The organism is Anaerolineales bacterium, from assembly GCA_015075625.1.
In the GTDB taxonomy this organism is placed as follows: Bacteria; Chloroflexota; Anaerolineae; order Aggregatilineales; family UBA2796; genus UBA2796.
Window position 1 is genome coordinate 433,045 of the sequence record JABTTZ010000001.1, and the last position, 21,653, is coordinate 454,697.

Genomic DNA, 21,653 nt, shown 5'->3' on the forward strand with positions numbered 1-21,653 from the left:
TGATGTTGGGTCTAGTTTCGCTAGGGTTGTCACTGAGTAGCAATAAGCATCGCGGCAATATCATAGGCGGTTGCGCGGCGCGTGCGGAAACGTTCATCAATACGAGGGGTCGATTTTTCCCCCGGCGCGTGTCGCCGTCCGGCAATGGCGGCGGTGTCGTTCAACATAACATAAAAAAGCGAAATGCTTTCCCCACTGCTGAGCGGAAGCAAGCGGTGGTAGATGGTTAACCCCCCAATGCGGCTGATTTCCCCACCAACAACCTCTCGCCACCGCGCCGCTGTGAGCCACAGTGTTTTTCCGCCCACACGGACGAGATCGGCTAACCCTTGCAAGGTTTCCACGCGGGCGAGAAAGCGGCGGGCGCTGAGCGCGGTCTCGGTGAGGATGCGCAGCGTCTCGCCCCCCTCCCGAACAATACCCCCCGCCGCCGCCCACACCGGACAAGGCGTATTACGAATTGCTCGCATCTGATCGTCTGTCAGCCACCCGCGCAGGGCGTCTCTAAGGACAATACCCTTATGCGAGGTAGCCAACTGCTCTAGAATATGCCCAGAGAGTTCGATCTCCCATGCGGGGCGGTCTGGAAAGAGCAGCGGGGTAGGTGTTTGGTGGGCATAAGGTGATACAACGCCGGCTTGCAGTGTGCCATGAATCACTTCCGCTGCTCCGCTCCCGGTGCCAATCAACGCCACGTCTAACACATGCCCCTTCTCTTGAACATTTTCACGAACGTCCGAAACATTCTCTAAAAGGGTAAGCGCATGGTGCTGCCCACAATAGGGGCAAGGCACATTCAACCGATAGCGTTCCCCATTGACGAGGGCGTCTTTGAGGGCAAGGGCAATAAAACGGCGCAGTGTCGCACGTTCGACACGCTCTAAGGTACAATCCGTCTCCACCTCGTGGGCGTAATGATGCTGTACATGCTGCCCCATCCGTGCAATCATGGACTGCTGGCAGCAGGGACAACGATAGGATGCGCCGCGTAATGCGCGGGTGATTGGGGTAGGGACACCGTGTTCGTCCAGCGCCCAGCGAAATTCAATCGAATGGACACTCATGGCACATCTATTGTATCATGGAATTAAGGGACACCGTGTCCAAAGTAGTGTAGAAACCCCCGACGTGTTAGGAAAGCGTGAGGCAGCCCATGACCCCCAAGCGAATCCTCATTGTGGAAGATGATCTGGTCACCCAGACCCTCCTTCGGGAAATTTTGGAGCGGGAAGGGTTTAACACAAACGCTGTCGGGGATGGACCAGATGCCCTTGCCCACCTTCAGCGCAGCGGACTACCAGAGTTAATCTTGATCGACCTCGGCTTGCCGACAATGCATGGCTTTGAACTTTGCCGTCGGGTGAAGCGGATGGGCGATATCCCTATCATGATCCTCACGGGCGATACGTCTCCCCAGACGGCAACGGAAGGACTGCACGACTACGCCGAAGATTACATTCGCAAGCCATTTGATGTTGACGAGGTTGTGGCACGTATCAAGCGCGTTCTCAGCCGCTTGTCGGGCGATGGTAGCAGCCCGCTAGAAATTATCGACAGCGCCTTGACGATTGATTTTGTGAACAACCGCGTGATTGTTGACCAGACTCCCGTGCTGCTTTCCCCAATTGAGACAAATTTGTTATATATCCTCTACCGCAATCGGGGGCGCCTCGTCAGCAATGAGGCACTCATGGCACGGGTGTGGGGAGAAGACGACTTGCATGAAAGCCTTCGCGTCCACATCCACCGCTTACGGAAAAAACTAGAAGGGAAAACGAAGCGCGACTATATTCTTACCGAGCGCGGCTATGGCTATTTATTTGCCGTTGAGCCAGCCGAAAACGAAGGGCATGATTATGACGAATGACATTGATTCCCAAACCCGCCAACAAATTTCGCAGGCAGCCCATTTTCTTGCCAACCTTGTCATGGGTGCGGGGGTGACTGTGCTTGCCCAAGACCTTCACGGGCGGGTGACACTATTCAATCGTGCCGCAGAAGCGTTTTATGGCTATACAAATGATGCCGTCGTTGGCTCACAAATCACCATGCTTGTTCACCCCTCGTGTCGCCAAGATCATGATCGCGCCGTTTATACTGCCGCCCGCGAAGGTCACTTTGTGGAATTGCAAACGGAACACATTGCCTCTGGCGGGCGAGCGCTTGGGGTGCGCGTCATGTTTTCCCCTGTTCACGATGATCTGGGGGCAGTGGTGGGGGTCAGCTTGTTCGTGATCGATGTGACCGATTCGCTCACCATCCAGACAGCACTCCAACAAGAACGTGATGTATTGGAAGCCGTACTAGAGACGACCACCGACGCCATGGTGATGATCGATCCCGATGGGCGTGTGCTGACCATGAACGCACAATTCGAGGCGTTTTTCAACGTCCCCCGTTATCAGCATCTTGGTTATCCAGTGGATGCCCTTTTGGATGCCGTCCGTCAGCGCGACGATTTGCCCCCCGATTTCAGTAACATTTTCAGCACACTGGGCAAAGACATGCAGCGTACCGCTGGAGGCGATTTTGAGATTCCTAGCCCCAACCGGCGCGTTCTCATTTGGTATTCGATTCCCGTCCATGCGCACGATGGAGCGCTTATGGGAAGGCTTTATGCCTTTCACGATGCCACCCGCGAACGCGATTTAGACCGGATGAAAACGGAGTTCCTCTCCCTTGTCTCCCACGAACTACGCACTCCGCTGACCTCCATTGTCGGCTTCAATGAGATGGTTTTGGATGGCGACGCTGGTGAGATTAACGAGGAAGTTCAAGAATTTTTGGAGATCATCAAACTGAATGCCGTGCGTCTGCGCGTCCTCATTGACGACATTCTTGACCTGACAAAACTGGAGGCGGGGCATGTGGACATTCACCCTGAGAGCTATGCCTTGCCAACGATTGTCGAGGTTGTCGTTCAGTCGCTACGCCCGATGATCGAAGACAAGAAGCACACCCTGAGTCTGGAGATTGCCAATGATCTCCCCGCTATCTGGGCGGATCGAGATCGCCTTGTGCAAGTCTTAACAAATCTTGTGGCAAATGCCTGCAAATATACCGACCCTCACGGCGCACTTGCCATCCACGCCAGAATTAGCGAGGATGAAGCAGCGCTGCCCGGCGAGCCGCCGCGTGGGATAGCCCTTCCCGCCTTTGTGATCAGCGTCCATGATAACGGGATGGGCATCAACCTGAAAGATCAAGAGCGTATTTTCGATAGTTTCTACCGCACAGAGGAAGTTTCTCGCCGCCAGATTCAAGGAAGCGGGTTGGGGTTGACCATTGTTAGACGCTTTGTTGAACTGCACGGTGGACGAATTTGGGTACAATCAGAGCAAGGGACGGGATCGTCATTTCACTTCACTATACCCGTCGTGAAAGGGATTTAGGATTTCGATGAGTTACGTACTTGTGGCGGAAGATGACCCCTACATTCAGTTGATGGTGCGCCGCAAATTAGAAGGCGCCAGTTTCGCTGTGCGCAGCACTGCCGATGGCGATCAGGTCATGGCGATGATCAGCACCGAAAAACCGCTGATTGTCCTCCTCGATGTTATGCTGCCGGGGCGTACAGGGCTGGATATTTGCCAACAAATCAAACGCGATTTGGGTACGGGAGCGCCGCCTGTAATTATCATCTCGGCACGGGGACGGGAATCGGATGTGGATGCCGGAATGCGGGCAGGCGCGGATGATTATTTGATCAAACCCTTCTCCCCCAAAGAACTGCTCGATTTGATCCACCAACGGCTTGGCTAGGGTCATGGGAGGTGATCCCTACCCCATTCCCACGGCGCGAACACGAACCGAAACAGAGGTCAGCCGCTCGCGCTTCATCGCCACCGTAGATCAGGTAGAGACGGCAGAGGCAGCGCGAGCGTTCATCGCCTCCATACGGGCGGAGATGCCCACTGCCTCGCACCATGTCTATGCCTTTAAGGTGGGGTTTGGCGGAAGCCTTACGGAGGGTGTTTCCGATGACGGCGAACCATCGGGAACGGCAGGCGCTCCTGTCCTCGCCGTGCTGCGTGGGGCGCCATTGGGCGATGTTTGTCTCGTGGTGACGCGCTATTTTGGGGGGACAAAGCTAGGCACCGGGGGCTTGGTACGTGCCTATGGGGACGCCGCCCGATCCGTTTTGGCGATTACCCCAACCACGCTCAAAATTCCCTTCCAAATGCTAGGTCTTAGTTTTTCTTACCCCTTCTATGAGCGGGTGAAGCGCTTGCTAGGAAGCTACGAGGCGCACATCGATGAAGAAACCTTCGGCGGGGAAGTCACCCTCATCGTTCGCTTCCCCGCTGCCCATGTTGCTGCGTTTACAAACGCCCTTCGTGACCTTAGCGCCGGAGCAATCACCCCGCTTGACCTCTCCTGAGGGTGGGACGATTCACCCTGCGTTTGCCGTCCGCATACCGAGCGAAGCCCCTGGAACAGGAATACTGTTCAGCAGATTGATCAAAATACTGCGAGCAGTGATCTCTTTCACCCGCGCCATCGGACCGACAATAATGCGGTGCGCCAACGTTACCTCTGCCAGGGCTTTTACATCGTCGGGGATGACCAGATCACGCCCGGCAACAGCCGCCCGTGCCTGCGAAGCGCGATAAAGCGCCAACGCCCCACGCGGACTCGCCCCCAAATACACATCGGGGTGGGTGCGCGTTGCCGTCACAATATCGACAATGTATTTCTTGATCTCCTCCCCAACATAGATGCTCCGCACGGCACGTTGGGCGACGATCAACTCCTCGGCAGTGATGACCTGCCCGATTCCTTCTAAGGGGTGGCGGGTTTGCTGTGCCTCTAACATCATCATTTCTTCTTGGGGTGTGGGGTAGCCAAGCCGCAGCCGCAGCAGAAAACGATCCAACTGCGCCTCTGGAAGGGGAAACGTCCCTTCATATTCAATCGGGTTTTGGGTAGCAAGGACGAGGAAAGGCGTTTCCAACTGATAGGTAACGCCATCAACGGTCACTTGGCGTTCTTCCATTGCCTCCAGAAGCGCTGCTTGGGTCTTGGGCGTTGCGCGGTTGATCTCATCGGAAAGGACAACCTGAGCAAAGATTGGACCGGCACGGAATTCAAATTCGCGGGTGGCTTGGTTGAACATGGTAACGCCAGTCACATCGGAAGGGAGCATATCGGGGGTGAACTGAATACGGCTGAAGGAACATCCCAACGATTTCGCCAGCGCCTTCGCCATAACCGTTTTGCCCACCCCGGGCACATCTTCCAGAAGCAAATGCCCCTGACACAACAACCCGATCACCGTGAGGCGGATTTCATTGCGCTTGCCGATGATGACCCGATTGACATTCTCAATGAGCCGTTCAGCGACGGATTGAACCTGTTTCAATGTGATGACTCCCTGATGTGTTAGATGGGTTCGGTATTGGTAGCGGAATGTGCCGTCATATGGGAGATGGGTGTTGGAACGTGAACCTGGTACATGCCACCAACGGTCAGACTGTTTATGAGGTTGAGCCATGAGTCTATCACACGACTAAAATTGTACAATGTCAGGCATCGCGTCTCCCCTATAGGCTCATCCCTAGTGGGTCTTGGCTGATTCGCCACGAGACATTTCGGAGAGACTCACCATCCGCTCATCCCGTGCGGTGAATTGCCCCTCAGTTGAATCTGCGCCCTATTCGGGGTATTATGTTTCCACAACACAGGCGGATTTTCCCCATCCATGAGCGATCATCATCCCGGCATTACACTTAGCGATTTGGTGCGTTTTGCCCTCCCGTTGAATACCACCTTTGCAGCGGGCGGTGGGAGCGTAGATCGCCATGTCCGCTGGGTGGTCACGGCGGAGGACACCCCCCCTTACATGGAAGGGGGTGAATTCATCCTTCTTGCCGCCCAAACCGATCAGCTTTCGGCAGTCATGAGCGCCTGTGCCGAACGCGGCGCAGTGGCATTTGCTGCCCCACCGCCACTCTCGCCAGTTGCCCTTGCCCAAGCAGAATCAGCCGGTGTCCCGCTCTTGTTATTGCCAAGCGGCGCACATCTGCGGGAGATTGAACGAACCGCGCTCGGTTTGATTCTAGATCGCAACGGACATCTAGAACGCCTCAGCGCGGGTATTTATCAACAAATGGTGCAGCTTGCCTCGGAAAACGCGGGCTTGGGGCGCATTATCGAAACCCTTGCCAAGACAATCCATCGGGGGGTGATTGTTCAGGATAAACACTTGCGCATCCTTCATGAGGTTGTTTCGCCGGAACTTGCCCGTGTGTGGGAATCCTTTGGTGACGCGCTGAAAGATCGGACAAGCCTTCCAGAGCCAATCCGAGATCGTCACCGTCTGCCACGCGGCGGCGTTCAGGCATCGTTGCAACAGTTGGAGGCAAATGGCGCGGCACGGTTGATCATGCCCATTGTCAATCAGGGCGTTGGGCGTGGCTATCTTTCGCTTGTCGCCCCTCATGAGAACGTCTTTGACGAGGTTGATCAGTTGATCATCCGTCATGCTGCCGTCGTTTGCGCCCTTGAAATGTCGCGGGCAAAAGTGATCAGCGATATTGAGAAACGGGCGCGAGGACATTTCCTGAACAGCCTCATGACGGGGATGCTCTCTGAAGCGGAGGCGAGTGCTGCCATTGAAGGCTTGGGGCATAACGTCAACGCCTCGCATATCGCCATCGTTGCCCGTTGGTATGGGGAAAACCCGCCCTCTGTCCGCCGCCTCGAAACGCTTGTCAATGGGCTGCTGAGCGGCGCCGGACGAGGGGCGCTGACCCAATATTACGAAAATGAGGTGCGTCTGTTTTATGCTGCCCCCGAAGGGGACGGCTTAGCTTCAGCGCGATCTTTAGGAAAAGAGATTATCGAGGCGGTAGGACGTGAGGGAAAAAAAGCACGGGTTGCCGTTGGGATTGGTGTTGTAGCGACAAAGGTTTGGGAATGGCGCGAAAGCTACCGAGGGGCGCACCAAGCGGCGGAAATCGCCCGACGCATTGGGGCAGAGGAAGCCCTTTACAGCGGGGACATTGATATTTACGCCCTGCTCACGAACCCCGATGTAGAAACGGAACTCCGCGCCCTGAGGGACAAGACGATTGGGCGGCTGTTGAGTTACGACCCGAAACAGCGGGCTGATCTGCTGCAAACCCTAGAAATGTTCCTTGAGCAGCACGGAAACCACAACCAAACCGCCTCAAAGCTTAGCGTTCACCGGAACACCCTTTTTTATCGGATGAACCGCATTGCCGAGATCACCGGTCTCGACCTTGACCAGCCCGACGTGCGGCTTGCCGTTCACCTTTCATTGAAGATTCACCGCCTGTTGGGGGAATAAAACGTCCCCTCTTGTCGCTCACAAGAATAGAATGTATGTCAAAAACGCCTATCCCCCTACCCCTTTCCCCGCAAGCGGGGAAAGGGGGTAAACAACTCCTCCCCATAAAGGGGAGGGTCAAGGTTTTGAAATGACTTGTAGGCAAAGAGAGCGCCGCTAGAGCGAAAAGCGTGAGATCGCGGAGAAGATTAGCCTGCCGTGCTGCGTACCAGTACCAGTAGTTCTTCTGCCAACTTGTTCAATTGCGTACTCGCCACCGATGCCGGCTGGAACAAGACAACGGGGAAGCCCGCTTCTGTCGCTTGGAACGCCAATTCCGGCGCCGCCCCAATGAGCGCCACCATCTCTTGCCCAAGAATCTGTTCCGCCTCTTGCCAGGGGACTTGCACCTGAGTCTGTGTCCGGCTGACGATGGCGACATTCAAACGAGGGCGTCCGACGCCCATCGTCTCCAGTTCCTTCAGAATTTCCCGCGCCATATGAAGCGCCGGACGGGTTGGCTCAACAACGATCACGCTCTGATTCGATTCCTTGATCAGGCGGGCGTTGAGGGGCGTCAGCCCTACACCACTGTCAATGACAACATGCGCCGCCAACCCGCGCAGTACTTTCACAATGGCGCTGGCTGTGTCGGGGTTGGGCAGCAGCCCCATCTCGCGGGGGCGTGTCGTGCTGTTCAAAACACGCAACCCACTGGGGTGTTGGGCAAGGTCTTGCTCCACCATGCGCGGGGTGATCTCTGCCGCTGAACGCGGGAGCAAATTTGCCATTCCCGCCGCACGAGAAAGGTTTAGGTATAAGCCCATACTGCCCTGTCCCGGACGAATATCAGCGAGGATCGTCCCCTCTTTTTGTTGAAAGGCGGCAGCCGTATTCACAGCGAGCGTGGTTGTCCCAACGCCGCCCTTCACCCCTAAAAAGGTGACTACCGCACCGCCGCTGCTCCCGCCTGCGCCGGGGGTTTTGCGCTGCGCCACGTTTCGGGCAAGGATCGCCTTCACCCGCGATGCTAATTCCGCTGGATGGGTTGGCTTTGTCAGATAATCATCCGCACCTGCCTCAAACCCTGCGACTTTATCATCGATGAGTGTTTTTGCTGTGAACATGATGATTGGAATACCTTGCGTCGCCGCGTTACCACGCAGACGGCGGCAAATTTCCAGCCCGTCCATATCGGGCATCATCACATCAAGAATGATCAGATTCGGACGTTCGGCAACAGCTTTCGTGAAGGCTTGCCCGCCGCTGTTGGCAGCGATAATCTCATAGCCTTGTCGGTTGAGCATCAAACCGATTAGCTTTAGGCTGTCCACGTCGTCGTCAACGATTAGTATTTTTTCCGCCATTGGGTAGACCTGTCCTTGCGCCGCGTCACTCCGGCTAGTCTAGCATCAATACAGATGCCGCGCAATGTATGGTGAGTTTCGTTAAGATCGTTCACGATAAGGCACAAATCAAGAGCAAAACAAGGGTTAGAGGTGAACGATGAGCCTTTCTCATGATGTACAGGCGGCGCTGCCGCCCAATTTTGAACCAGAGAGCCTTGCGTGGCGGCAGATGATGGAAGATCGTCTGCGTGCCGAAGATGGCTGGCTGACGGTGGTCGGTCTTCACTGGCTCAGTGAAGGATCCAACGCGATTGGCAGCGACCCCACCTGTGCTGTGCCGCTCCCCGCCAAGTCTACCTCATCCCACTTAGGATGGCTTACCCTTCAGGCTGGTCAGGTAACGCTCACCGTCACCGGCGATGATCTTGTGCAAATCGATCAGCAGCCCGCCAGAAACGCCCTGCTCCGCGATGATCATGCCGAGGGTGGGGCAACCCTCGTCAACGTGGGTGATCTCACTTTTTTTGTGATCAAACGGGGCGATCAGTATGCGATTCGCGTCCGCCAGCGCAGCAGCCCCGCACGCCAAATGTTTAGCGGACGGCATTGGTTCCCGCTTGATCCCGCCTATTATGTCCTTGGGCGTTACGTTCCCCACCCCACACCTCGTACTGTCACTGTGATGAATTCGGTGGGCAGCCTCGTCCCCATGGAGAACCCCGGCTGGGTGACCTTCCGCCTTGCCGAACATGATACCCGCCTAGAAGCATTTGATGCCGGAGAGGATACCTTGTGGTTTATCTTTAAAGATGCCACCAATGAAGCACTCACCTACAAAGCCGGACGTTTTCTTTACGCCACACGGGATGCGCAAGGTGGTGTCCTTCTTGATTTCAACCGCGCATATCACCCACCCTGCGCCTTCACCCCCTTTGCCACCTGCCCCTTGCCCCCCCGTGAGAACACCCTTCCCTTTCCCATTGATGCGGGAGAACGCTTGCCCCTTTAGCCCACGACTAGCCCACGACTAGCCCACGACGATTTCTCAGATTTCTCACAAAGGGGCGTCCAATTAGAATCGCAAGGGCGGAAGTTACACCCCCGCCCTTGCGATCCGCTCCGTATTTAAGTATGTGTCCGCTCTAAGTAAGACTCAGCCTGTGTCGGGGCTGCTAGACCACATGGAAGATGGTGAATGTCGTTAGAGGGCATTCCGTTGAATGACATCTCGGTAGTAGAGGGCGCTCCGCTTGGGCGTCCGTTTTTGCGTCGCGTAATCGACATAGACAATGCCGAAGCGCTTAGAATAGCCAAGCGCCCACTCGAAATTATCCAAAAGCGACCAGACGAAATAGCCCGCCAGCGGGACTCCATCCTGAATCGCCCGCGCCGCCGCCGCTAGATGATGGCGCAGGTATGCCTCTCGTTGGGGGTCTTCGACTGCGCCCGTCCCACTGGGCTGATCGTCATAGGCAGCGCCGTTTTCGGTGACAAAGATTTTCTTGGGTTGGTACGCCGCATATTTCTTCAGGCTGTTGTAAAGCCCATCGGGATAGACTTCCCAATCCATCGCCGTATGTTCGCCCGCCCCACGCACATAGCGCACCTTCAAGTGCGAGTCGTGATCGCCCGCGCCAATAATCACGCGGCTGTAATAGTTCACACCGAGGAAGTCCGTTGGGGCGCTGATCGACGCCATATCCCCTTCGTGAATGGTCGGCGCTTGGGTGCCATACCAGTTCATCATATCCACTGGATATGCCCCCGTGAACACGGGATCAGCGAACCAGCGGGTGTAAAACCCATCAAAGCGTGCTGCCGCTTCTTTATCCGCCGCTACCTCACTGGCGGGATCAACCCACGTTGTGTTCAGGACAATGCCCACCCGTGCGCCGGGGACGGCTGCCCGTACCGCCCGCATCCCCTCGCCATGCGCCAAAAGAACATGGTGCGAGGCTTGCAGGGCTGCTTTCCAATCGTGCAGACCGGGGGCATGGTCGCCCGTCCCATAGCCCATCATGGAAATAACCCATGGCTCGTTGATGGTCATCCAGTCCTTAACACGATCTCCCAAGCGCCGCGCCACCGCCTCGGAATAAGCGGCAAAGGCAGTCGGCGCCTCCCGCGAGACCCACCCGCCGCGATCTTGAAGCGCCTGTGGCATGTCCCAATGGTAGAGTGTGGCGTAGGGTTGAATCCCTTTGGCAAGCAGGGTATCCACCAGCCGATCATAGAAATCAAGACCTGCGGGGTTCACTGCCCCCGTCCCATTGGGAACAACCCGCGCCCACGAAATGGAGAACCGGTATGCCCGCAAACAAAGGTCGGTCATCAGCGCAATATCGCTCTCGTAGCGGTGATAATGGTCACAGGCAACGTCGCCGGTATCGCCATTGAACACCTTGCCCGGTGTGCGACAGAAGGTGTCCCAAATGGAGACGCCGCGTCCATCTGTATTGGCTGCCCCCTCAATTTGGAACGCTGCCGTTGCCGCGCCCCAGACAAACCCTTCAGGAAAATGCCCTGTCATGGCTGAATGCCCCCTGTTATCGTTCGTTAGGCGCGGAGAGCAAATCCCCGCGCAGAATGTGCCTTACGAGTTGCTTTTAACGATTCACCTGTCCAACCCTAACGGTTTTTTGGGGAGGGGGTACGTACTACCCCTTGACCGCGCCAGCCGTTAGCCCGCTGATCATGTGCCGCTGCAAGACAAAGAAGATGATCGCTACTGGAATGGTGACAATCACCGACGCTGCCATCATGTAATCAAAACGGTTTGCCTGCTGCCCAATGTAGTTCCGAATACCAAGCGGGATCGTCTGGACATTCATCACCTGAGCGAAGAACAATTCATCCCACGCTGTCAAAAAGACGTAGATTGCCGTTGCCACAATCCCCGGACGGGCAAGCGGCAGCGCCACCATCCAGAACGATTGAAATTGAGATGCCCCGTCAATCTGTGCCGCTTCCTCTAATTCTGTCGGTATCGCCGCGAAAAATCCCCGCACAATCCACAAACTAAGCGGGATGTAGAACGCCACGTAAAGCATGATCAACCCGCCGGGCGTGCCAATGATGGAGATGTTCGTCGTCCGTTTTATGTTGACAAAGGTCAAATAAAGCGGCAGCATCATCAAAATGCCCGGGACAAGCTGCGTCGCAATGACCGCCCCCCCAAACACCGGCGCACCGGGAAATTTGAAGCGTGCTAATGCATAGCCCGCACAGGTTGAGAAAAAGGTGGCGACCACCGTTGCCAGTGTGCTGATGACGATGCTGTTGATAAAGCTCGTCCCAAAATTGACACGATCCCATAAGTCCACATAGTTCCGCCAGCGCAGTTCGCTTGGAAACAGGCGGTTGTTGACGATCTCTTGGTTGCTCTTGAAGGAGGTGATCACCATCCAGAAGATGGGGAACAGAGCAAACATCACGATCAACAACAAGAGAAAATCGCCAAAACGGTTTGACCAGAATTCCTGCCCCATTCGTAGGCGACGTTCCGCCTTCTTGGGTTGGGCGGTGTCTACAGGGAGTGTCGTCCCCAAGAGTGCCTGCGTCATCGTGCGCCTCCTTGTTGGGTGAGTGTCTCACGGAAGGTGCGCATCCATGCCAAGACGAAGATCATCATGACACCCATCATGATCACGGACATGGCTGCACCCAACCCGAAATTGTATTGTTGGAACGATTGCCGCTGAAGGGCGGGCATCAATAGGTCAGCCGATTCGCCGGGGAAACCAGCGCCGTTGCCGAACATCATCGCCACAATGTTGTAGCCGAACGCCGTTCCAATGACGCCCCACAGGAGCATGATTGCCAAGACAGGCTTTAACAAAGGCACGGTGATGAAAAGGAATTTTTGGAAGGTGCTTGCTCCATCCACGTTTGCCGCCTCATAAAGATCCGCCGGGATCACTTGCAAGCCTGCCAGCATCATGACTGTATTGAAAGGCATCGAACGCCACACAGTGGGAACAACCACCGCCCAAAAGGCATTCGGACCAATCAGCCAGAAAGGACGGTTATCCGCCGGAAATAAATGCAAGCCATCAACGAGAATATTGTTGATGATCCCTGTCTCGCGCAGCCACATATTCGCCCACATCATGCCAACAGCGTAGGTGGGGACAATCCATGGCAGTAAAACGAGCGTCCGAACGAGGCGCTGCCCTTTAAAGCGGCGGTTCAACAGCAGCGCGGCGGTCAACCCTATCCCAATGTTGGCGACATTCACAACGTTTGTGTAGATAAAGGTGTTTTTTGCCGCATTCAACAGCACCTGTGCGCCAGCGCTTGTTCGCCCACCAAAAAACTCGCCGTAATTCTCAAGCTCATGATAGGGTGCGCTTAAAAAGAGGCGCATTTTTGCCGCGCCGTTGGCATCCAGCAGAGACAGGTGAATCCCCTGTAAAATAGGCAAAGCGTAAATCAAAAGCATCATGATGAGGGTCGGGGCGATCATGAAGTAGGCAAAGCGATAGCGTCGCACGCGCCCCCAAAAACCAATCTGTTTCACTTTGGGTAAATAGGTAGACCCTGCGAGAGTAGCCATAGCCTGTGCGGTGAACCGCCCTCCTGTGATCGCTGTCTTGCTGTGCTGAATTCACGACGGGGGCGCAAAGCCCTGAGCAACCCTGCGCCCACCCTAGTTGCGATGTTTCCTCCCATCATTCATTCGATGGGAGAAGACAGTGCTTATTACATGGTCTGATCTCAGCCCGATAGGTATCCAGCGGGTGAGTGAACGCCCTCTCCCCTGTGGGAAAGAGGGCGTTGCAGAGATAGCTACTGCGCCAATGCCTTCGTCACTTCTTCAGCGGCGGCGGCAAGGCGTGCCGGGATCATCTTGGCGGCGTCAAACGCGCCATTCACACCCGCCACATCGTCCCACAGTGCGCCGAGGTTGGTCACCATGATGGTTTCAATCGGGCCCCACGCGGCGATTGCCGGGTAGCTCTTACCATTTTCTACCGCGCTGATGAAAACCGAGTAGTCCTTATCGCCAGCGAATTCGGCAAGGGCAAGGGTCGATTTCGCCGTCGGCAGCATACCGATGGTCTGTGTATAGCGTGCTTGGCTGCTATCGCTGACGAGGAACTGCGCCAACTTCACAGCGCCTTCCAGATTTGCACTGGACTTGAACACACCGAGGTTCGAGCCACCAACGAAGGTGTAACGTCCAGCGGGACCGGCGGGGATTTCCGCAACGGCATACGCCTCGGGCCACAAGTTGCCTTCTTTGGAGGGGTCGGACCAGCCGTTCTTATCAATCGAGGTACGGCTGTTCGGAACGTTCCACGGACCGCTGACGATCATCGCCGCCTTGCCGCTGCTCAACAACCCGTCCACCTGGGCGCTGTTCAGTTCAAGCGTGTCGGGGGGGGTGAAGCCGCTGGTGAACAAGCTGGCATAGAACGCCACGCCTTCCACAGACTTTTCGTCATTGAAGGTGGCTGTCTTGAGATCAGCCGAGATCAAGTCGCCGCCAGCGCTCCACACCCAGGGGGCGAAGTTGTGCAGCACGTTCCAGTCATTCTTGCCAGGGAAGGCAATGGGGTAGATGGGGAATTCTTTCCCCTCGGCATCCTTGCCCATCAGCTTTGCATCTTTGATGGTCTGAAGCGTCTTGGTGAAACTGTCCCAATCGGCAAATGCCGTCGCCGGATCAATGCCCAATTCGGCAAAAATGTCAGCGCGGTAGTTGATCGCCCGCACATCGGTGAACCATGGCAGCGAAACCACTGCGCCATCGGTCGTATCAGCACGGACAACCGTGTTCAACGAGGCGGCGGTGAAGTTATCCTTGCCGCCGATTGCCGCAATTTCTTCATCGGTGAAGTGGTGCAGCGCGTCCATCGCGTCAATCGCGCCAACCCATGTTGTCCCCAGTTGGGTCACATCGGGACCTTCACCGGACACGGCGGCGTTCGTGATGCGCGTCCACGCCGAACCCCAGTCAAGGATTTCATACTCAACCTTATAGCCTGGGTTTGCGGCTTCAAAGGCGGCGATTTCGGCAGAGACAGCGCCCGCCGGGTCGGGACCATTGGGCATGATCCACAATTTCAAGGTGACTTCTTGGGCGCGGGCGGTAAAGAATGGGAGCGCTCCCAATACCAGCGCCAAAACAAGCAACGAACGGAAAAACTTCTTCGACATGATGATTCTCCTCAATCCTGCGTCAGTCTGTAACCTATGATCTGAAAAGCCAGATCGATGTCAGCAAAAATCGGTTGCGTAGTCCAAGACCTGTCAATGCCGCCTCATCACCCCCTTTAAAAAAATGGTTTAGTGTTTTGCTGTGCGGCGTTTCCCGCATGAATCACGAACAATCAGTTCGGTAGAAAGTATGTCGTGGTGGCGCTCTGCCCGCCCCGTCTCAATTTGCTCAATGAGCATTCGCGTAGCGCTCTCCCCCTTTTGGCGGATTGGCTGCCGGATGGTCGTCAGCATGGGTTTGAGTTGTGTTGCCGTTGGCAGATCGTCAAAGCCAACAACGGCGATTTCTTCGGGAATATTCACACCCGCTTCTTCAAAGGCTTCGTAAGCACCAAGTGCCATAATGTCGCTGCAAGAAACAAGCGCATCCATCCGATCTCGCACCCCCGGACGGCGCAAGAGGTGGCGGGTTGCCTCCCGTGCGCGGGTCCGGCTAAACTCACCATACGCCACCAGATCGGGGTCGTAGGGCAAGCCATGCTCTTTGAGCGCCTCGAAGAACCCAACAAGGCGTTCTTTGCCGTCCATGTTGTCCATCGCCCCGGCAAGGACACCAATCCGCCGCCGCCCACGTTTTACCAGATGGGCGACCACTTTGTGCATCGCCACGCCGTTATCTATCGTCACGTAGTTGATGCGGTCTTCATAGGCAATGGGGCGTTCGACCATCGCTAAGGGGGTGTTCGTATCCAAGAGTTGTTGAATGAGGTGTGTATCGGTTGTCGCTGAGGCGATCAACACGCCATCCATCAACCGATTTTGGAGGATGCGCCGGTAGAAAATCCCCTCATCCTCGCCACCGTGACGCACCCACAGCAGCATCCCATAATCTTGCTTATGAGCGGTGCTGTTCACCCCATCCAACAAGGCAGGGAAGTAGTAAGGATCGTTGAAGAACTGCTGAAAGGTGTGGGGGAATACAACGCCGATCACATTCGTGCGTTTGGTGACCATGATCCGCGCTGCGGGATTTGGAGTATACCGTTCGCGCTCAATAATCATGAGGACATGGGCGCGGGTTTTCTCGTTCACGTTCGGGTCATTATTCACGACACGCGATACCGTAGATCGGGAAACGCCCGCTTTTTCCGCTATATCCTCTAGATTAAGCCGCTTTCGCCCGTTCATGAAGAAAACCTTACACAAAAAAATTAGAAAAACCCGCTCCATTGAAAATTGGGAGCGTTCCCAAAACATTGGACACAGTATAGAACGGATTTTAAGTGCATGTCAAGACCCCAAACTAAATTCGTTAGGCAGTTTGTACAAACTACGTGAAAGAAAGATGAGGCATGTCATTTGCGGGGCGTGTATGTGTTCTCACTGATAGGTATTACGGTGGCAAAAAATGCTAAATGAGCGCATGAATACAGCAGCACGTGCCTTGGAGACGCTTCACACCCTAAAGCATTTGACGATACGCATCTGCTTGTCCCGGATGGGCATGTTGCGTGACTGGAATATCCCCATCGTTAAATGGATCAGATTTCGTTAAGCAGCACCCACATTCATTCGGAATGTGTTGCATCAAATACTTAGGCAAGCTAGGATATATAGTGAATAGTGTAAATTAATGTTAGGGCTGTATCCATTGCCATTGTCGCAGTCTGTATCTTTGTGAAGTACTTTCCGCAGCACTCCAACGGGGTAGTATGAGGGGGAGTCCTCTCAGAAACAGTACTTCCCCTTCTCCCAATGGGAGAAGGGGGCTAGAGGGACGAGGGCTGCGGCGTTCTAGGGGACTCTGCACCATTGGCTATATAGTTGGGATGACGATTGTTTCATTCTGTTCTCCAAGCACTTTTGTGCCAGCAACTGAACCTTAGGGAAGGCCAATCTGTGGAGTGGCTGGCTTGGATTCCAGAGTAGTATTGTCTTTGAAGTCACCGCGAACGGCTTACTTGTACAGAGCGCACTTGCCAGTTTTACATGGATGGGTACAGCGGATACGGTGGTATATGTGCGGGGATGAACGCATAGCTAAGAAGTATAGGGATCAAGAGACCTTTCTTGATGGTATATAAAATAGCCTCTGTCGACACTTCAAATCGCAGAAGCCAGTATATTATCGCCCACTCAATAAATACCACCCCATTTTTAAGAATTGGAAATCGGTAGTTAAGGAAAGGATGGACAGATGCCTCATGATCTTGCCCTGTTTGCCACAATTACGATGGCTGTACTTACCGCCTTTATTGGTGGATATGTCGCGAGAAGACTTGGTCTGCCTGCCCTAGTAGGGTATCTCGTGGCAGGATTGATCATTGGACCCTTTACTCCAGGCTTTGTTGGAGATGCCAGCGCCATCAGCCAGCTGGCTGAAATGGGTGTCATCTTTATGATGTTTGGGGTTGGTCTTCATTTTTCGCTGAAAGATTTATGGAGTGTGCGACACATTGCCATTCCGGGAGCTGTGTTACAAACGCTGGCATCCACATTCCTTGGCGTTATCCTTACCCAACTTTGGGGATGGTCGATGAACGCCAGCCTTGTTCTTGGATTATCCATCTCGATTGCTAGCACCGTTGTCCTTTTACGAGGATTAGCCGATAGCGGCTTGCTAAATACATCTCATGGTAAAGTAGCCATTGGGTGGCTTGTGTTTGAAGATTTGGCAACAGTTGCTATCTTGGTACTCATGCCTGCCTTGCTAGGTAGCACAGATAACGTGCTAGCAAGCGTTGGACTGGTCATTCTCAAAACAGGTTTATTTATTGTGATCATGCTTTTTGCCGGGGCACGCTTTATGCCATGGATACTTACACGTATTGCCCATACACGGTCTCGTGAATTGTTCATCCTTGCCGTCGTAGCGCTCGCACTTGGAACAGCATTTGCCGCAGCCGAACTTTTCGGTGTGTCACTAGCACTGGGCGCTTTTTTGGCAGGGGTGGTCGTTAGCGAATCAAAGACTAGCCATCAGGTAGGTGCGGAGATAATCCCTTTCCGCGACGTTTTTACTGTCCTTTTCTTTGTTTCGGTTGGAATGCTGGTTAATCCGACATCAGTTGTCGCAAACATTGGACCAATTCTTACTCTCACCATCTTAATTGTTGTTGGCAAAGGAATTGTGACCCTCCTTCTGAGTTTTATTCTGCCTGCTTCGGGGCGCACCTTAATTGTGGTAGCAGCGGGATTGAGTCAAATTGGTGAATTTTCATTTATTGTGGGGCAAACTGGCGTTTCGCTTGGTATTCTAACCCGCGATCAGTATGGGTTCATCTTGGCTGGCGCGCTGCTTTCCATTGTCGTTAACCCGCTCATGTTTCGGGCTATTCCAACGATTGAACGCATCCTTCAGCAGATACCAATTCTTTGGAATCGGATGGAAAAAGGTGGACCTACCCCCCTTTTAGGGCATAAAGGCTTAACCGGACATGTTGTGATTGTCGGGTATGGTCGTGTTGGTACGCATATTGGCCGCGTGCTTGAGCATCTGAAATTACCCTACCTAGTGGTTGAACAGGATGTTGAACATGCAGAAAAGATGCAGCAGGCAGGCATTCAGATCCTCTTTGGCGATGCCGCCAACTCGGAAGTCATTACCCATGCCGGGTTGGATCACGCCAGTGCATTAATCGTTACTGTTCCAGATGAGGCCGCCGCAGAACTTGTTGTCGCCGCTGCTCATGCTATGGCTCCTACACTGCCAATTATTGCTAGAGCAGGGACAGAATCAGGTATTGAACGGCTATCAAAGCACGGGGCACGTCATGTGATTCATCCTGAGCTTGAAGGCGGGTTGGAGATTGTACGTCACACCTTGATGATCTTGGATTATCCAATGACTCAAATTCAACATTACGTTGATGCTGTCCGTCAGGATGCCTATAAAGCTATACGCCCAGATCACGAAAGCCATCCTGTCCTTGATCAGCTTATCTCAGCTGTAAGAGGAGTGGAAATTGACTGGCAAATTGTGTCAGCCAATAGCCCGATTCTTGGTAAAAACCTGGCGGAAACTAACCTGCGAGCGAATGTTGGCGCGTCAGTGATTGCACTAATACGAGATAAGAAGGTACTGCCGAATCCAAAATCCAACATGGTATTTATGCAAGGCGATATGGTAGGCTTCATTGGAACTGCTGAAGAACTGGTCTCGGCAGCAAAAATCATCAATCCGCCTGTCGAAGATCAGTAACTAGGACTCTGTCGCACCGCATAAAACTCTGCCCGCTGCTTTAGCAGCGGGCTTATGTAACTGTGGTCTTACTTAGCGCAGATATGTCTTTACCGCCTCGTGTTGTGCCGCTGTGATCAGCCCCTCCCCCGCTAAAATCGCCGTCAGGTGGGAAAGGGTGATCAGGCTGTGGAGGGTATAGCCCGCCTTTGCCAGCGTTTCTCGTGCGCCGCCCTCCCGATCCAACACGACAATAATATCCCTGACGGTCAGCCCTGCCGTAGTCAACTTCTCAATCGCCTCAAATTTGCTCTCCCCCGTCGTGGCGAGATCGTCAACAACAAGCGCCCTATCGCCCGCTTTGAAAACCCCCTCCACCACAGCCTTTGTCCCGTAGTCTTTTGCCTCGCGGCGCGGGTAGATGAGCGATGCGCCGATGGTGTAAGCCAACACAGCCCCAATGGGTAACGCGGCGTAAGGAAGGGCGGCAAGGTGATCATAGGGGAGCGCTGCCCGCCTCACCAGCGCGGCAAGGGCTGTCACCACCTCATGCATGGCGGGGGGCGAACTAATCAGGCGGCGTAAGTCCATGTAGATGGGGGATTCCGCGCCAGATTTTAAGGTGAACGTCCCAAACTTTACACAGCCTGTGGTGTAAAGCGCCAGCGCCAAACGCCGCTCAGCAGCGGCAAGCGTGTTACTGCCTTGTACGGGCTGAACGGCGCGGATCGCATCCCGCAGACGGAGCGCTTCGGCGCGGGGATCGTCCGCTTCGGCAATCGAACGCGAGGCAGTGATGAGGACACCCATTCCGTCTGGTCGGCGCGTCGCCCGCAGTGTGGCGCTCAGGTCGCCACCTTGCGCCCCCACCCCAGGGACAAGATACCACGCCTCAGCGTTCACCTGCCGCACCCTTGCTGCGGAGTGGGGGTCGGTTGCCCCGACGACCAACCCCACCTGTCCGGGGTGATCCTCTCCCATAGCGCCCATCGTTTCCGCAATATGCTGATAGAGCGGGGCAGCGCCAATCTCGCGGTGTTGAAAATCAGCGGCGCCGGGGTTGGAGGTGAGCGCAAGGACGAACACACCTCGTCTGGGACGATTTAAGAAGGGTGTGATCGATTCCTTTCCCAAATAGGGATTCACCGTCAGTGCATCAGCATCAAGGTAATCAAAGGCGGCACGGGCATAGGCATCCGCTGTGCTGGCTATATCGCCCCGTTTCGCATCAAGGATGACCAACGCCCCCGGCGCCGCCGTCCGAATGCGGGCGATCAGCGCCCGAAGTGCCTCAATGCCCATGCTTCCCAGTGCCTCGAAAAAAGCGCTGTTTGGTTTATAGGCAAGGGCGAGATCGGCAGTCTGGTCGACAATTTCACTGCAAAAGGCGAGTGCCCCCGATGCATCCTGACGATTCACCTTCTGTTTAAGCAGAGCAGGATGAGGATCAAGCCCCACGCACAGCAAGCTGTCGATCTGCTGAGCGCGGGCATCTAGGCGGTCAAAAAGAGAGGGCATCCGGTTACGCCTTCCCCAAGACAAGGGCGAGGATCGCCATCCGCACGTACAGACCGTACTCCATCTGGCGGAAGTAGGCGGCGCGGGGGTCATCGTCCACCTCCATGGTGATTTCGCCCACGCGGGGGAGCGGGTGCATGAGCGCCATATCCGGTTTTGCCTCGCCCATAATCGCCGGCGTAATGGCATAACTTCCGGCAAGGCGTTCATACTCGGCGGGGTCGCTGAAGCGCTCTTTTTGGATGCGTGTGACGTAGAGAACATCGGTCTGCCCCAATACATCGTGCAGATTGCGGTGTTCGTACTGGGTGATACCCTTCTCCCGCAGTTGGGCAACAAGTTCAGGGGGCATTGCCAAGCCCCCTGGCGAGACGTAATGGATGGTCACGTTGAACAGGCTGAGCAGCTTGGCAAGCGAGTGAACCGTCCGCCCATATTTCAGGTCGCCAAGCATGGTTACCGTCAGCCCGTCAATGCTGCCCCGCTCTTGGAGAATGGTGAATAGGTCAAGCAGGGCTTGGGTGGGGTGTTCGCCAATGCCATCTCCGGCGTTGATCACCGGTTTGCGAGCATATTTTGCCGCTAACGCCGCTGAGCCAACCTCTGGATGGCGGAGGACGATCACATCGGCATAGGATTCCAGTGTACGGATGGTATCCGGCAGCGATTCGCCTTTGGAGACACTGGAATACCGCACCTCGCTGATCGGGATCACCGTCCCGCCGAGGCGGTGAATGGCGGCGATGAATGACGACGAGGTGCGCGTGGACGGCTCATAAAAGAGCGTTGCCAAGACATGCCCCTTTAGCAAATCCATGATTCCAATGCGGCGGACAATCAGCCGAAATTCCTCGGCAACATCAAAGATGTAGGCGAGGTCGTCAAGCGAAAATTGGGAGACAGAGAGAATATGTTGCCCCTTAAAATGCCCGCTGTGATGGGTGGCAAAGGGGAGGCGTGCCGATTGGACGTTGATCAGGTTAGAGGCGAAGGTCATCTGGGGTCTTTCTTTTTTGCTATTGCCGTACTCTCACTGGTTGGGGTGCAACCAGCCTCCTTACAAGAAGGGTGAGCGTCGTTCGTTTACACCCTTGATCACCACCACCTAGCCCATCAGTAAGTATATCGTGATAAGCGAGGCTACCAACCATTA

Annotated in this window: 17 protein-coding genes; 7 read left to right on the plus strand and 10 right to left on the minus strand. The window is 54.9% G+C overall.

Annotated features, from left to right (window positions below; translation table 11 throughout):
- Window positions 1-29 precede the first annotated feature (29 nt).
- On the minus strand, window positions 30-1,064 hold the full coding sequence (locus HS103_01875) for a hypothetical protein (protein ID MBE7511550.1): 1,035 nt from the start codon (window positions 1,062-1,064) through the stop codon (window positions 30-32).
- 89 nt (window positions 1,065-1,153) lie between these two features.
- Between HS103_01875 and HS103_01880 the strand changes: the two genes are divergently transcribed.
- The 4 genes from HS103_01880 to HS103_01895 are packed head-to-tail and all read left to right on the plus strand — an operon-like array spanning window position 1,154 to window position 4,381.
- Window positions 1,154-1,867 (plus strand): response regulator transcription factor, encoded by a 714-nt coding sequence (locus HS103_01880; GenBank protein MBE7511551.1) that lies wholly within the window; start codon window positions 1,154-1,156, stop codon window positions 1,865-1,867.
- A complete protein-coding gene (locus HS103_01885) occupies window positions 1,809-3,392 on the plus strand; it encodes a PAS domain S-box protein (GenBank protein MBE7511552.1) in 1,584 nt (527 codons plus the stop codon). The genes HS103_01880 and HS103_01885 overlap by 59 nt, the downstream gene beginning before the upstream one ends.
- Before the next feature lie 7 nt (window positions 3,393-3,399).
- Entirely contained in the window at window positions 3,400-3,762 is a 363-nt protein-coding gene (locus HS103_01890) for a response regulator (GenBank protein MBE7511553.1), read from the plus strand.
- 4 nt (window positions 3,763-3,766) lie between these two features.
- Window positions 3,767-4,381 carry a YigZ family protein gene (locus HS103_01895; GenBank protein MBE7511554.1) on the plus strand — a complete coding sequence of 205 codons (615 nt, stop codon included), beginning with the start codon at window positions 3,767-3,769 and terminating at the stop codon, window positions 4,379-4,381.
- Window positions 4,382-4,393: 12 nt separating this feature from the next.
- Here the strand turns inward: HS103_01895 and HS103_01900 are convergent, their stop codons facing one another.
- The gene (locus tag HS103_01900; GenBank protein MBE7511555.1) at window positions 4,394-5,494 is read right to left on the minus strand and encodes a MoxR family ATPase; all 1,101 of its coding nucleotides are present in this window, start codon (window positions 5,492-5,494) and stop codon (window positions 4,394-4,396) included.
- Window positions 5,495-5,701: 207 nt separating this feature from the next.
- Here HS103_01900 and HS103_01905 point away from each other — a divergent pair, with 207 nt between their 5' ends.
- The gene (locus HS103_01905; GenBank protein MBE7511556.1) at window positions 5,702-7,312 is read left to right on the plus strand and encodes a helix-turn-helix domain-containing protein; all 1,611 of its coding nucleotides are present in this window, start codon (window positions 5,702-5,704) and stop codon (window positions 7,310-7,312) included.
- A gap of 188 nt (window positions 7,313-7,500) precedes the next feature.
- Here HS103_01905 and HS103_01910 read toward each other — a convergent pair whose 3' ends face one another.
- Window positions 7,501-8,658, minus strand: coding sequence for a response regulator (locus HS103_01910; protein MBE7511557.1), 1,158 nt, complete (start codon window positions 8,656-8,658; stop codon window positions 7,501-7,503).
- A gap of 139 nt (window positions 8,659-8,797) precedes the next feature.
- Here HS103_01910 and HS103_01915 point away from each other — a divergent pair, with 139 nt between their 5' ends.
- Complete coding sequence (locus HS103_01915; protein ID MBE7511558.1) at window positions 8,798-9,649, plus strand: DUF1684 domain-containing protein; 852 nt, start codon at window positions 8,798-8,800, stop codon at window positions 9,647-9,649.
- A 192-nt stretch (window positions 9,650-9,841) separates the two neighbouring features.
- On the opposite strand, the gene HS103_01920 is transcribed toward HS103_01915, so the two are convergent.
- From HS103_01920 to HS103_01940, 5 genes are all read right to left on the minus strand, one after another.
- Entirely contained in the window at window positions 9,842-11,170 is a 1,329-nt protein-coding gene (locus HS103_01920) for a beta-glucosidase (protein MBE7511559.1), read from the minus strand.
- A 127-nt stretch (window positions 11,171-11,297) separates the two neighbouring features.
- Window positions 11,298-12,128 (minus strand): carbohydrate ABC transporter permease, encoded by an 831-nt coding sequence (locus HS103_01925; protein ID MBE7511560.1) that lies wholly within the window; start codon window positions 12,126-12,128, stop codon window positions 11,298-11,300.
- Between the two features lie 71 nt (window positions 12,129-12,199).
- Window positions 12,200-13,195 carry a sugar ABC transporter permease gene (locus tag HS103_01930; protein ID MBE7511561.1) on the minus strand — a complete coding sequence of 332 codons (996 nt, stop codon included), beginning with the start codon at window positions 13,193-13,195 and terminating at the stop codon, window positions 12,200-12,202.
- Window positions 13,196-13,428: 233 nt separating this feature from the next.
- A complete protein-coding gene (locus HS103_01935) occupies window positions 13,429-14,802 on the minus strand; it encodes a sugar ABC transporter substrate-binding protein (GenBank protein MBE7511562.1) in 1,374 nt (457 codons plus the stop codon).
- A 129-nt stretch (window positions 14,803-14,931) separates the two neighbouring features.
- Entirely contained in the window at window positions 14,932-15,990 is a 1,059-nt protein-coding gene (locus HS103_01940) for a LacI family DNA-binding transcriptional regulator (protein MBE7511563.1), read from the minus strand.
- A 1,009-nt stretch (window positions 15,991-16,999) separates the two neighbouring features.
- Here HS103_01940 and HS103_01945 point away from each other — a divergent pair.
- Window positions 17,000-19,003 (plus strand): cation:proton antiporter, encoded by a 2,004-nt coding sequence (locus HS103_01945; protein MBE7511564.1) that lies wholly within the window; start codon window positions 17,000-17,002, stop codon window positions 19,001-19,003.
- 72 nt (window positions 19,004-19,075) lie between these two features.
- On the opposite strand, the gene pyrF is transcribed toward HS103_01945, so the two are convergent.
- Together pyrF and pyrB are read right to left on the minus strand one after the other, a co-directional pair.
- The gene (gene pyrF / locus HS103_01950; protein MBE7511565.1) at window positions 19,076-20,500 is read right to left on the minus strand and encodes an orotidine-5'-phosphate decarboxylase; all 1,425 of its coding nucleotides are present in this window, start codon (window positions 20,498-20,500) and stop codon (window positions 19,076-19,078) included.
- A gap of 4 nt (window positions 20,501-20,504) precedes the next feature.
- On the minus strand, window positions 20,505-21,497 hold the full coding sequence (pyrB, locus tag HS103_01955; protein ID MBE7511566.1) for an aspartate carbamoyltransferase: 993 nt from the start codon (window positions 21,495-21,497) through the stop codon (window positions 20,505-20,507).
- Window positions 21,498-21,653 lie beyond the last annotated feature (156 nt).

Coding starts and splice junctions, on each gene's coding strand:
- HS103_01940 (MBE7511563.1), bottom strand. CDS start 15,990: ATGAACGGGCGAAAGCGGCTTAATCTAGAGGATATAGCGGAAAAAGCG.
- pyrF (MBE7511565.1), bottom strand. CDS start 20,500: ATGCCCTCTCTTTTTGACCGCCTAGATGCCCGCGCTCAGCAGATCGAC.
- HS103_01930 (MBE7511561.1), bottom strand. CDS start 13,195: ATGGCTACTCTCGCAGGGTCTACCTATTTACCCAAAGTGAAACAGATT.
- HS103_01905 (MBE7511556.1), top strand. CDS start 5,702: ATGAGCGATCATCATCCCGGCATTACACTTAGCGATTTGGTGCGTTTT.
- pyrB (MBE7511566.1), bottom strand. CDS start 21,497: ATGACCTTCGCCTCTAACCTGATCAACGTCCAATCGGCACGCCTCCCC.
- HS103_01895 (MBE7511554.1), top strand. CDS start 3,767: ATGGGAGGTGATCCCTACCCCATTCCCACGGCGCGAACACGAACCGAA.
- HS103_01885 (MBE7511552.1), top strand. CDS start 1,809: ATGGCTATTTATTTGCCGTTGAGCCAGCCGAAAACGAAGGGCATGATT.
- HS103_01910 (MBE7511557.1), bottom strand. CDS start 8,658: ATGGCGGAAAAAATACTAATCGTTGACGACGACGTGGACAGCCTAAAG.
- HS103_01875 (MBE7511550.1), bottom strand. CDS start 1,064: ATGAGTGTCCATTCGATTGAATTTCGCTGGGCGCTGGACGAACACGGT.
- HS103_01935 (MBE7511562.1), bottom strand. CDS start 14,802: ATGTCGAAGAAGTTTTTCCGTTCGTTGCTTGTTTTGGCGCTGGTATTG.
- HS103_01920 (MBE7511559.1), bottom strand. CDS start 11,170: ATGACAGGGCATTTTCCTGAAGGGTTTGTCTGGGGCGCGGCAACGGCA.
- HS103_01915 (MBE7511558.1), top strand. CDS start 8,798: ATGAGCCTTTCTCATGATGTACAGGCGGCGCTGCCGCCCAATTTTGAA.
- HS103_01900 (MBE7511555.1), bottom strand. CDS start 5,494: ATGGCTCAACCTCATAAACAGTCTGACCGTTGGTGGCATGTACCAGGT.
- HS103_01890 (MBE7511553.1), top strand. CDS start 3,400: ATGAGTTACGTACTTGTGGCGGAAGATGACCCCTACATTCAGTTGATG.
- HS103_01925 (MBE7511560.1), bottom strand. CDS start 12,128: ATGGGGCAGGAATTCTGGTCAAACCGTTTTGGCGATTTTCTCTTGTTG.
- HS103_01945 (MBE7511564.1), top strand. CDS start 17,000: ATGCCTCATGATCTTGCCCTGTTTGCCACAATTACGATGGCTGTACTT.
- HS103_01880 (MBE7511551.1), top strand. CDS start 1,154: ATGACCCCCAAGCGAATCCTCATTGTGGAAGATGATCTGGTCACCCAG.